9 protein-coding genes and 1 pseudogene are annotated in these 11,746 nt (G+C 52.0%); 5 read left to right on the plus strand and 5 right to left on the minus strand.

The window, feature by feature from the left end:
* Positions 1-10: 10 nt before the first annotated feature.
* From GX839_05000 to GX839_05010, 3 genes are all read right to left on the minus strand, one after another.
* On the minus strand, positions 11-814 hold the full coding sequence (locus GX839_05000; GenBank protein ID NLB04817.1) for a tyrosine-protein phosphatase: 804 nt from the start codon (positions 812-814) through the stop codon (positions 11-13).
* 303 nt (positions 815-1,117) lie between these two features.
* Complete coding sequence (locus tag GX839_05005; GenBank protein ID NLB04818.1) at positions 1,118-3,088, minus strand: potassium transporter TrkA; 1,971 nt, start codon at positions 3,086-3,088, stop codon at positions 1,118-1,120.
* A 163-nt stretch (positions 3,089-3,251) separates the two neighbouring features.
* The gene (locus tag GX839_05010) at positions 3,252-4,574 is read right to left on the minus strand and encodes a helix-turn-helix transcriptional regulator (protein NLB04819.1); all 1,323 of its coding nucleotides are present in this window, start codon (positions 4,572-4,574) and stop codon (positions 3,252-3,254) included.
* 521 nt (positions 4,575-5,095) lie between these two features.
* On the opposite strand from GX839_05010, the gene GX839_05015 reads away from it, so the two are divergent.
* From GX839_05015 to GX839_05025, 3 genes and pseudogenes are all read left to right on the plus strand, one after another.
* Positions 5,096-5,962, plus strand: coding sequence for a transporter substrate-binding domain-containing protein (locus GX839_05015; protein NLB04820.1), 867 nt, complete (start codon positions 5,096-5,098; stop codon positions 5,960-5,962).
* Between the two features lie 59 nt (positions 5,963-6,021).
* A complete protein-coding gene (locus GX839_05020; protein ID NLB04821.1) occupies positions 6,022-6,819 on the plus strand; it encodes an amino acid ABC transporter permease in 798 nt (265 codons plus the stop codon).
* Between the two features lie 13 nt (positions 6,820-6,832).
* Positions 6,833-7,583 (plus strand): annotated as a pseudogene (locus GX839_05025) (amino acid ABC transporter ATP-binding protein).
* A gap of 188 nt (positions 7,584-7,771) precedes the next feature.
* On the opposite strand, the gene GX839_05030 reads toward GX839_05025, so the two are convergent.
* Positions 7,772-8,848, minus strand: coding sequence for a hypothetical protein (locus tag GX839_05030; protein ID NLB04822.1), 1,077 nt, complete (start codon positions 8,846-8,848; stop codon positions 7,772-7,774).
* Between the two features lie 23 nt (positions 8,849-8,871).
* Positions 8,872-9,360 (minus strand): hypothetical protein, encoded by a 489-nt coding sequence (locus tag GX839_05035; GenBank protein NLB04823.1) that lies wholly within the window; start codon positions 9,358-9,360, stop codon positions 8,872-8,874.
* A 506-nt stretch (positions 9,361-9,866) separates the two neighbouring features.
* Here GX839_05035 and GX839_05040 point away from each other — a divergent pair.
* Positions 9,867-10,604, plus strand: coding sequence for a hypothetical protein (locus GX839_05040; GenBank protein ID NLB04824.1), 738 nt, complete (start codon positions 9,867-9,869; stop codon positions 10,602-10,604).
* Between the two features lie 456 nt (positions 10,605-11,060).
* The coding region (locus GX839_05045; GenBank protein ID NLB04825.1) for a type I restriction-modification system subunit M at positions 11,061-11,746 on the plus strand (686 nt) is incomplete at its 3' end.

An 11,746-nucleotide genomic window follows, 5' to 3' on the forward strand; every position in this document is an offset into this window, starting at 1 on the left:
GGTCCATTCTTTATTCAAGATAGAGCTCTCTTAAGGTTTCCAGGTCGTCCGGACCAAGGCCCAGCCGGCTCTCTGCAAAAGCGTCAAAGGATGGATAGGTTCTGGCAGGGCCCATGGCTGCGTCCAGGTACTCTTCTTTGACCAGCATCAGGCCCTTGATATGTTCCAAAATCTCAGGTTCCCGTATAAAGGACGCGACCGCCCGCATCTCCCTGTCAATTTCCTCTTCCCGGTGTTGATTGGACATCAGGTAGTTTTCCATGGCATCTTCCATGGAAACACCAAGGGCCAACAGGATCATGGTGGCCAGAACGCCGGTGCGGTCCTTGCCCGCGGAACAGTGAAAGAGTACGGGGTTTTCACCGTTGCCGATCATCTCTTTCATGATGTCACCGAATACCCTGGCATTTTCGCCCATCTCCCGGTAAACCTGCTGCATGAAGCCCCTCAGAAAATCGAGTTCTCCGGGTGAAAGAGACCGCCCTCCCCTGAGGGCCAGGTCAACCATATCGCCCAACTCGAAACTTGCCGCCATGGTTCCGTTTTCAAAAGAATCCAGAACTGGCCGATGCCGGTACTGGACGTCAGCGGGCAGGGTATAGGGTTGGTTTTCAACCTCTTCGCTGGATCTCAGATCAAACACCAGGGAGATCCCAAGCGATTCCAGAATATCGGCAAGCACATCCTCCGGTTGGTCCAGATTTCCGCTGCGATAAAGAAGATCTCCTTTGACCCGCCTGCCGTCGTGGCCCACATAGCCGCCCAGGTCCCTCAAATTGACAATTTCGTTTCCGCTAAAACCTGCCTTACTCATCTTCCCTCCGCCTCTTGATACTTCTGGATCCGGCCGCCTTATCGGACGGGGCCTGATTCGCCTTTATCCTACCCATACTATCACGGAGGCTGGCGGCTCGGTCGCTATGACATATGAAGCTCAATACGCTGGCTGGACCAGGGAGGATTACCTACTAAAGAGATGCCAGCTGGGCTGAATGTCACGGGCCTTGGGCTGGTTTCCTCTTGATGGCTGCACCGATTCCGTCTTGATGAATTCATTAAGCTTGGGGCAGCGTTCTATTCCATTGGCAGAGGCTGGATCCAAGGTGCGGCTTCCTGATTAGTCTTCGGCGATGACGATGACTTTGTCCGAAGGAGAGAAGGTGACTTTGCGCGATTTCAAGGGGTTGGTGTGGATGCCGTAGACTTTGTCAACTTCCTTTGATTCATGTGCCAGGCGGTAGCCGATGGCGGTTTCGCCTCGTCTTCGTGCGGCCTCAACCACCGTGTAGAAATTGACCGGCCTTTCCGTCACAACGTAGTCACTGACGGGCTTGAAATAGATCTCGGAGCCCTCGGCGTCGAAGAGGTCCTGGAAGACATGGTAGAGTTCGGGGTTTTCGGAAAGCTGCGCCAGCATCAGGCTGATGAGGTGGTCGCTGACGATGAAATCGTCCACCTGGGTGATCTCGGCAAGTTCGCGATTGCGCAGGTCGAGCATTTGGGTGACGATGGAGAAGGGCGTCTCGTCCTGCCCGGCCAGGTCGCGCAGGTGCAGGAGGGTGACCAGGGTTCTGGCGTCGACATGCTGGGGTTCAAGTGTGCTGTAGGCCAGCACGATGACGTGGTCGTAATCGTAGATGTGCAGGCTGTCGAGCAGGGCGCGGTCTGTCGTGTCGCCGGTCCGCACGTCCAGTTTCTGGTTTTTTAACTGAAAATCCTGTGCCTCGAGTTGTTTTTCGATGTCATCGTCGTCTGCCACAATGGTTAACAGCGACCCCGCGGTGACGTAGTGATCCAGTTCGCGGGCGATGATCGCGCCGCTGCGATTCCAGCCGAGGATCAGGCTTTTTTCGGGCGGGGAGGCTTGCGGGGTCCGGTGTGAACGGATGGCCTGTTCGTCGACGGGAATCTGGCTGTCTTTGGTGTCGGACGATTGCGTGTAGGCGGAGACGGGAATCAGGCTGGCTCTCGTGTCGAGCGAGGTCGCGTAGGCGGAGAGATGAATCGTGTCGTCGTCCTCCGAAATGGCAATAACCTGGTCACCCCGTTCGAAGCGGGAATCCATGGGCGGGTTGACGAGAATCTGTCCCCCCGCCTTGCGCATCCCGATCACGCAGGAGTCTTCGTACATCAACAGCGCCTCTCCGTAGGTTTTGCCCGTCAATCCGTTCTCATACTTGAAATAGATCTCATCACCCTCGAAGTCCATCAGCTCGGTGTAGACCACCGACAGCCCCGACTGACGCGAGGTCTGCGCCACGATACGGGCGATGATGTCCTTCGTGAACACGATCTGCAGGTTGTCACACTCGCCGATAAGGCGGAGAATGCCCAGATTTTCAGCTTTGCGGATTTGGGTGACGATGTGGCAGGGCTGCCCCCGGCGTTGCGGGTTGTTGGTGAAAGCCATGACCGTCTTGATGACGTCGGTGTCGGGATCGCCGTTTTCGGGTGGCAGGATGATGATGGATTTGGCGGTGTGCGGGCTGACGATCTCGAGGTCGTTTGGATCGAGCGGATTGCCGCTGCGGCAGACAATGCGCGTTCCTCCGCGGAACTTGACCCGTTCCTGAATCCGATCCTCCATCTCCACCTTGTCCTCATCTGCCAGAATAACGATGCGCGCCCTGCTTTGATTTTCGTTGGCAATCATTAACTCGTTCAGGATGGTGAAAATTTGCACTGACCAGCCCAGTACCAGTGTGTGATTCGATTCGAGCACCTGCGAGCGTCCCTTGCGCAGACGGTCCATCTTCCCCTCGATGGCGCTGCTCAGCACGCCGATCAAGGCACTGACGATGAAGATACCCCCCAAGGTGACGAGCAGCATCACGAAGCGAAAACCCGCGCCGGTATCCCCGCCCATGGTGCCGGCGTCAAGTGTGCGCATCAGGCTGCCCCAGAGGGCTTCCCAAAAAGAGAGATGCAGGCCGTCCTCCTGCGTGATACCGAACGATGCGATGAGCACCCCCGCCAGGAGTACGATCAGCGCCGACAGTACGAACAAGGTGCCGATCATGGCGGGCGTTCCGCGCGACATCAAATTATCGAAACGATAGCGAAAGCGTTGGCGCAGGGTGGGTTTCATGACAACCCCCGACACTTTTTCTCCATTATAAGGCTTTTCCCCAGCCCCGCCAACCACGGCTCACTCGCTTACGTTTTGGCCTGTACTTAACGTATGCAGGAGGCAGCCCCGGCTCATTAACCACGCCGTCGATTTGGGCGGGTTTTTTCCCTTTTCAGCGGCTCTACGGGAGAAGAGGCCTTTTCTTATAGTAGACAGCCAGGAGTATCGTCGCCTCTGCCAGATAAACCAGGATGAAGCCGATGTTTATCAAATCCAGAACTCTGTCACCGCGGGCCAGATCTTCATGGGTGTACACCCGGAGAGGAAAGATTTCCTCCCCGCCGAATTTGATGAGAGCAAGGTCCCGGTTGCGCGCCACATAGCTCCCCACAAGGCGGCCGTCATGATCGTAGAGATGCTCGAGCAAGGCCTCTTCTTTTGTTAGTGGCTTGCCCTCCGGATCCAGATATTCAAACTCTGGATCCCTGTTCCCCTCGCCGTCGTAATCCTCCTCATGGTTTGTCAACCAGAAGCCGCCTGCCCGCCCTTTCTCCTTCCAAAGGAACTGATCAGTTGTCTCCTGCTCCATCCAGGCCTTGAAACTTTCAAAGTCGGCGAAAGAAGATCCGGTCACCAACCGGGATGCGTCCCAGTTGGCATTAAAGAAATTCTGGGCGGCAAAGGTCAGGAGAAAAACCAGACAAAGGGCCAGAACCAGACGCTTTTTGATCCGGTAATTGCTTTTGTAGACCTGCAGCTCCCCCGGATCCAGAAGGAAAAGTTTCCGGCGGATAAAAAGATGGGTGACAAAGGGGTCGATGATAAAGAGCAGGATCAGGGCCAGCCCTCCGGCAAGAAGAGCGCGGGGGAACCAGTAGCCGGCCACAAGTCCCAGATAGGGATCCCCGGCCAAGGTTAAAGGCAAGGTGGCGGCCAGGAGGATTATGGCCAGGTAAATGACCCTTTTGGTCCGGGTGAATACTGACCTGATGAAAGCATGGCGCTCTTTGCTGTCAAAAGCTTCATCCACTGACCCCGCCCTGGCTGTGTTGAAAAAGAAGACTCCCAGAAAGATTCCAGCCAGGTAGAAAAATATTGCCAAAAAGAATCCCAAGAGGGCCCGGTGAAACCCAAAATTGCAGATCATGGAAACCAAAAGGCCCGTGAGCATGGTGCCGGCTGCCAAAAGGCTTCTGTTTTTGAACCTGCTCTCCAGAAGATTCAATAGCCTGCGGGTCTGCTTTCGGGTGATCTTCTCCTGTTTACGCAAATCTTCCAGTTTCTCAGGAGCTGCGGGAATCCGCTCTCCCCTGATAATCTCATCACTTGTGACACCGAATAAATCGGCGAGGAGGGGAATCAGGGTCAGATCCGGACTTCCCTTGCCTCTTTCCCAGCGGCTGACTGTTTTATCGGATACATTGAGCAATTCGGCCAATTCCATCTGGCTGAGGCCCTTGGTTTTTCTCAAGGCGGCGAGGAAGCTGCCCATTTTTTGAAGCATATCCATTACCCTCCGGTCTCAATCAGCCCAATTCCAACAAAGAAAGAGGCATAAGGCCATCCAAGGAGGAGAGAAACTCTCTCATCTTATGAGAGTAACATCAGTTTGTCTTCCTTTGAATCGTCTTGCCCGGCTCAGGGTAGGCCGCAAGCAGGATCAAGGGAAACAGCTCTCAATTTGACAGAGCGTCCGATGAGTGATAGCCTGCATAAAAATTGAATCGCTTTTGATAGAGGCGCGGTTTTCAAAAGTAGTGTCGGCTTGAGGCAAGGCAGCCGCCGTCATGAAAGGGTTTACCGCCGAAGCTTCGAAAGAAAGCCTGGTCTTTCGTTGCTGGGCCGGCAGAGAAGATCTGCCGGACTGTCACAGTTTTTGTGGAGCGCTATCTTTGGCATCGGCAGATCGACACTTTCTCCGATTTCCATGGACCGCTTGACAAAGCGGTTCTCTTTTACCAAGATCCGCCGGCGGGGATCTGCCGGAGCCCGGGTAATATTGGCGCGGGCTGGAAAGGAAAAAAGATGAGAAAGTGGATCAACTTGCTTTTTGTGGCAATGCTCCTGGCAGGCCTGGTTGGCTGCGGATCGAAAGCCGGACAGCAGGTACCGACCGGAGTGGAAGATGGCATCCTGACCATTGCCATGGAGTGCGCCTACGCGCCCTACAACTGGACCCAGAATGACGGGGCAAATGGGGCGGTGCCCATCAAGAATGTACCGGGTTCCTTTGCCAACGGCTACGATGTCATGATCGCCAAAAAGATTTGTGAGGCCTGTGGCTGGGAGCTGGAAATCATTCAATCCGAATGGGATTCCCTGGTTCCTGCCGTCATGACCGGAACTATCGACGCGGTCATCGCGGGTCAGTCCATGACAGCGGACCGGTCGGAGCAGGTCGATTTTGCCGGCCCCTATTTTTATGCCACCATCGTCTGCCTGACCAGGGCTGACAGCCAATACGCCGAAGCCCGCGGCCTGGACGATCTGGTGGGAGGAAGCTGCACCGCCCAACTGGCCACCATCTGGTACGATCAGTGCCTGCCCCAGATTGAAGGCGCCCTGATCCAGCCAGCTGCGGCTGACGCCCCCGCCATGCTGATGGCCCTGGAGACCGGCATGGTGGATTTTGTCTGCACGGATCTTCCCACCGCCCAAGGTGCGGTGGTGGCTTACCCCGATATGGTCATTTTGGATTTCTCAGGCACTCCCGGTGACTTTCAGTTTTCAGATCAGGTCCGGTCGGAAAATGTCAATATCGGCATGTCAGTCATGAAGGGCAACCGTTTCCTCCAAGAGGCCATCGACCAGGTGTTGGCCACCATGACCGAAGATGACTTCAACCGCCTGATGGCCTACGCCATTACCCTTCAGCCCTTGAGCGAAGAATAGAAACCAGAACCCCGGGGCCTGAAGATCCCGGGAGTCCTGACAGAAAGGAGTACATTTTTATGGGCGGAAGTGTCCAACTTCTTAACGATATAGGCAAACTGTGGGAACGCTATGGCGCTTCCTACCTGAAAGGCATCCAGGCGACCCTGGTCCTGGCTCTTGTGGCCACCGCTCTGGGCTGCCTGATCGGCTTTGGCTGCGGACTTTTGAATACCCTCCCGGTCTCCAAAGGCGATTCGCGGCTCAAACGTGTCAGCTTGGGCCTGATCAGGGGAATCATCCGCCTCTATGTGGAAGTATTCCGGGGAACTCCCATGGTCCTCCAAGCGGTCTTCTTTTATTACGGCCTGCCCTATGTCACCGGCAATGCGGTCAAGTTCACCAGCGCCTGGCTGGCCTCCATCACAGTGGTATCCATCAACACCGGAGCCTATATGACCGAGTCCGTCCGGGGCGGTATCCTCTCCGTTGACCCGGGGCAGACGGAAGGGGCCAAGGCCATTGGCATGAACCATTACCAGGCCATGACCTCGGTTATCCTGCCCCAGGCGCTTCGCAACATCATGCCTCAGATCGGCAACAACTTCATCATCAATGTCAAAGATACGTCTGTCATGTTCATCATCGGTTTCCCGGATTTTTTTGCCGCCCACCGGGCTGCCACCGGCGCCACCTACCTTTATTTCCCCTCGGCCATGGTGGAGATGGCCGGCTATCTCTCTTTGACCCTGATCGCCTCTTTCCTGCTCCGCGGGCTGGAACGCCTGATGGACGGCAAGAGCAGTTACGAACTGGCCGCCCGGGATCCTCTGATTATGGCGGCGGGCACCCACCGGCACCCGCGTGTGCCCGGTTAGAAAGCAAATGACCATGACCGTACAAACCGAGAAACTTCTTTTAAGTGTTCGAGAGCTCTCCAAATCTTTCGGCAACAACCATATCCTGAGAAACATCAGTTTCGATGTCCAAAAGAAGGACATCATCAGCATCATCGGGGCTTCGGGCTCGGGCAAATCCACTCTTCTGCGCTGCATCAATCTGCTTGAAAGACCCGATGCCGGCCGGATCATCTACCAGGATCAGGACGTACTCTCCCGGGTCAACAAGATCAACCGCTACCGGTCCCGGGTCGGCATGGTCTTTCAGTCTTTCAACCTGTTCAAAAACATGACGGTAATGGAAAATTGCGTGACCGGCCAGATCAGGGTGCTGAAACGAAGCAGGGAAGATGCAAGAAAGCGGGCCCTGCACTTCCTAGACAAGGTGGGTATGGGCACCTTATGTCAAGGCCAGGCCCAGACAGCTGTCCGGCGGCCAGCAGCAGCGGGTGGCTATCGCCCGGGCCCTGGCCATGGATCCGGATCTCCTGCTTTTTGATGAACCGACTTCAGCCCTGGACCCGGAGATGGTAGGCGAGGTACTGGAGGTCATGCGGGACTTGTCCCGTGAAAAGATCACCCTGCTGGTGGTGACGCATGAGATGGCTTTTGCAAGGGAGGTGAGCAGTGAGATTTTTTTCATGCATGAGGGTAAGATCCATGAGAGAGGCCGCCCTGAAGCTCTGTTCAGTCAGCCGGAAACGAAGGAAACCCAGGATTTTTTGGCACGATTCAGGCGATAGCGGAGAACCGGTAAGTACGTGTGTTCGTGTGCGATGATGAGCGAGGGGCTGGATCAACCAATGCGAGAACGATCTTCACAAGGTGCGATTATGGGATCTTTTGCGGTCGAACAGGGATTCTCGATGAGTCCCCCCGTGCCCCACTAAACGACTTGACTGACGTTGATAGAAATTCCAAGTAGGATTTCTTACTCTTTCTTCTTTTTTCTTAAGTAGAGGTTTTCTTGGTCGATAAAGAAGTCCCATTCGCCACTGTGCAAATCTTTCAGCATCTTGACGTTCTCAACAAAGGGCTGGCTATAGTCTTTACCTACTTCGAGAAATGGCTGCATGGATTGGATCGTGCGTTCGGAGGCCATGTCTTTCAATTTCTCGCCTCCTTCAATCAAAGACTCGTTAAGCTGTTTCTCGCCTATGACAGGTATTTTGGCGATCGTCTTGCCCGCGGCTTGGCTGGCTCCAGCCAGGCCTTTCAATGCACTGGTCTCGATGGACGCCATCAAATACCCTTCCAGTCTCTCCAGGCTTTTATGATAAAGATCCTGGTAGTCCCGGATATAGCGCTTGATGCGTTCTGCAACCCCGTTTAAATAGCCAGCCTCAAAATTGCCCAGTAAAAGCACATCGACAAAAGAAGAAAAAGCGAACATATACAAGGCGAATTGATAGTTTTTGAAGGCTTGCAAGACCCTTTGCAATTGATCCTTTATGTCCTTATCTGCCCGCCAACCCACCTTTTTCTTGAGCTTCTTTTTTACCTGTTCGCGATAAAAGTCGATCTTTTGATCTGCAGAATGACGGATATCCAGCACTTTCGTGTGGTGACTACGCTTGTATTGACTGTTGCTCCAGTTGTACTTGAAATCGGTCAAAATGCTGGTCAGAAAATTCAGATCCCCTTTTAGCTCTGACTTGTCCTTCTGTACCAGATAAGCGAGAATCTCTTCCTGGCCTTCCCTGATAGCGTTTAACTGTTGATCAGTTTCGGTTAGTACCGCCAACATTAACAGCTCTTTAGCATACTCAGCCAAGCCGTCCGAGCTGACCCCGAACGCACTGCCTTCGTCACCGTTCACCAACTTCTGGATCAAAGATTTTAAGTGTGGACTCAACGCACTGATCAACTGAAAGGAAATTTGCACGTCATCAGCATGATCGTCCATCTTGTCGGGCATAAGGGGATCCTGTCCAAGGTCCGGCAGCTCCAAAACGATTTCTTCCGGCAATACCGAGGGATCAACCACATGCTGAGATGGATCGTTCATACATCCCCCTCCTCTTCAGTGGCTTAGCTGTCTTTTTTGTAGAGCACGCCCAATATCGCGGCGCCCAAGACAAAGGCACCTCCTATCGCAGCGGCACCTATTGCTGCTATTTCTTTTAGAAATCTCTTCTGTTCTTTATCGTGCTCGGCGATGCGGTCCGCAACGTACAGCATCCGCTCAAGAATCTGCACACGTTCTTCATGAGACACATCTTCTTTTTTCAGAAGATCTACCAGTTCGTCCAATATTTTGTTGTAGCTGGCAATCACAGCCTTCTGGCCTTGAGCCGCATCGTCCGTCAACTTGCCCAAGATCAATCTAAATTGATTGATCGCGCCAAGTGCCATGTTCGAGAAATCGGGAAACTGGTCAATGATCTTTATGGCCAGGTCCCGATCCATGTAGGGCAATTGCGAGGCAAATTCACTGATTTGCTCTTTGTTAAAATCCTTGAAGCTGTCAACACCCAGCTTCTTTTTGACTTCGTTCTCGGTCATCATTTTTTTGCCCATTGCGATTTCCTCATTTCATGTCACCCAGCATTGGCACAAGTTGGGATGCTTTGAACTCGATTAATTATACAATACGCACCGTGGAACAGCCGGTTTTTGGAAGGTCACTTCATTTTCCACCGAGACTGGCACAGTTTTTGCATGAGCAAATACGCTGCTCGTGTTATCTTAAGTTTGGAAGAGAGATCGTCACCCTTAGAAAGCTTTCTTTGATTTTGTTCATTTTATTTCAGTTTGGGGGATGCCGATTTTCGCTTTCGGGACGGGGCTTATGGCTACTACCATTTCAAAGGTGACCGATGGCAGACGGTTCCCGAAGAGGAGCGGAAGTTTTACCTGAAGAATACCTGCCGTGTTCTTTTAACCAGTGCAAGGCAGGAAATGGTTATTTTTATCCCGCAGGGTGATGATCAAGATCCGACTAGGGTGAGAGGATTTTATGACGGAGTTTATCGGTACTTAACAAGTGTCGGAATTCAGGAGATCGGATAGGGAGGATTGTCAAAATGGATCAAGCTAAATCAAAACGATTTTTGGATGCCTTTCATGAAATTGAGGGATTCTTGAGGAAAATGACTCAGATGGATTCAAATGCAAGTTTCAGACAGCTTTTAGACAAAGCCGAGCCCATGTCCAAACCCGTTAGGCAGCATCGAAATGAACTTGACAGTCTCAAAGAACTTAGAAATGCGATTGTCCACAAACGTGTGAAAACCAAAATGATAACGGAAGTCATCGCGGAACCTCATCTCAAAACCGTTGAACGGATCGAATATCTGAGGGATCAAATTCTGCAACCACCAGTCATAAGTGCAAACTTTCTTGGATCCGTAACGACTTGCTCATCTGGAGATCTGATTGGTCCCGTCATGGTCGACATGTACAACCAATCTTTTTCGCAGGTGCCCGTTTATGATGATGGAGTCTTCCAAGGCCTCCTCACAACCGACACCATCTCCCGATGGCTGGCATCAGGTATCGTAAGAGAAGGCGACATCATCATAACGGAGGAGACCGTTGCAGACGTTATGCCTCATAACGAGAGCCTGAATAATGTCAGACTTATCCGCAGAAATTGCACTCTCTATGATGTCCTTGATTATTTTGACCAGGCTAATGAAAAAGGACAAAGGCTCGATGCTCTGATTGTCAGCAATTCGGGAAGAAAAGAGGAGAAGCCTTTAGGGATCATTACAATCTTTGATTTGCCGGAGATCTACCAGAGAGTGCAGGGAGGAGAATAGTTACCACCTCCTAAGTTCTCCAGAAGTACTGGCAATGATCTGGTTTTTCCGAAGTGTGGTTCGGCATGAAAAACACCAAGACCATCGTCACCTGTGCGATTAGGGTAAAAGGAAAAAATCATCACAGTTCGGCACTCCTATTGTCAAACAGTTCTTGGAACGAGCAGATCAACTTTGTGTTCCCAACCGCACTAATCCTAACACCGCGCTCTGTGTTATCTTTTAGAGGATAGTGACCGTTGCACTATAAGTTGAGAATCAGCTTTATTTGCCAGTCATCTTCTTATCATTATGTCTGCAAAAACCACCTGATTCGGATAGAAAGATCATTCGCTAAATGAGGTGAGCCCCTAAATACGAAGAAATGTGATGCTCTTCACGCTTGATCGCCGAAGTTAATCATTTCTCCAAAGTACTTGTTGTGTATGGGGAGAAGTGTCTGAAGGAGTGTAATCCATGTCCAACAAAAAAGAACAAGAAAGAGCCGAATTGCACCGCACCATCTGGAACATCGCGAATGATCTGCGGGGGAGTGTGGATGGCTGGGATTTTAAACAATATGTGCTCGGTATGCTCTTCTATCGGTATATCTCCGAGAACATCACCTCCTACATCAATAAGGGTGAACACGAGGCGGGTATTCCCGATTTTGATTACGCCAACTTATCAGATGAAGAGGCCGAATCCGCCCGAGAAGACATGGTGCAAACAAGAGGGTTCTTTATCCTGCCAAGTGAGCTCTTCATCAATGTAAAAAAGCGAGCAGGAGATGATAGCAATCTCAATGAAACGCTCGAAACGATCTTCAAGAATATCGAAGCGTCAGCTCAAGGCACTGCAAGTGAAAGGAATTTCAATGGGCTCTTCGATGACATCGATGTTAATTCCAATAAGTTGGGTAGCACCGTCACCAGAAGAAATGAAAAACTGGTTAAACTCCTGAATTCAGTCGCCGAGATGAATCTTGGATCCTACCAAGATAATTCCATCGATGCCTTCGGTGATGCCTATGAATACCTCATGGCCATGTATGCCTCAAATGCGGGGAAATCAGGTGGCGAATACTTCACGCCTCAAGAGGTCTCAGAGCTATTGACTCGAATAGCTCTGGTAGGCAAGACAGAAATCAATAAAGTCTATGA

Source organism: Fastidiosipila sp. (assembly GCA_012511175.1).
Lineage (GTDB): Bacteria > Bacillota > Clostridia > Saccharofermentanales > DTU023 > UBA4923.

Bases quoted from the DNA above. Each gene is read 5' to 3' on its own strand.
- GX839_05000 (NLB04817.1), bottom strand. From the start codon at position 814: ATGAGTAAGGCAGGTTTTAGCGGAAACGAAATTGTCAATTTGAGGGAC.
- GX839_05005 (NLB04818.1), bottom strand. From the start codon at position 3,088: ATGAAACCCACCCTGCGCCAACGCTTTCGCTATCGTTTCGATAATTTG.
- GX839_05010 (NLB04819.1), bottom strand. From the start codon at position 4,574: ATGCTTCAAAAAATGGGCAGCTTCCTCGCCGCCTTGAGAAAAACCAAG.
- GX839_05015 (NLB04820.1), top strand. From the start codon at position 5,096: ATGAGAAAGTGGATCAACTTGCTTTTTGTGGCAATGCTCCTGGCAGGC.
- GX839_05020 (NLB04821.1), top strand. From the start codon at position 6,022: ATGGGCGGAAGTGTCCAACTTCTTAACGATATAGGCAAACTGTGGGAA.
- GX839_05030 (NLB04822.1), bottom strand. From the start codon at position 8,848: ATGAACGATCCATCTCAGCATGTGGTTGATCCCTCGGTATTGCCGGAA.
- GX839_05035 (NLB04823.1), bottom strand. From the start codon at position 9,360: ATGGGCAAAAAAATGATGACCGAGAACGAAGTCAAAAAGAAGCTGGGT.
- GX839_05040 (NLB04824.1), top strand. From the start codon at position 9,867: ATGGATCAAGCTAAATCAAAACGATTTTTGGATGCCTTTCATGAAATT.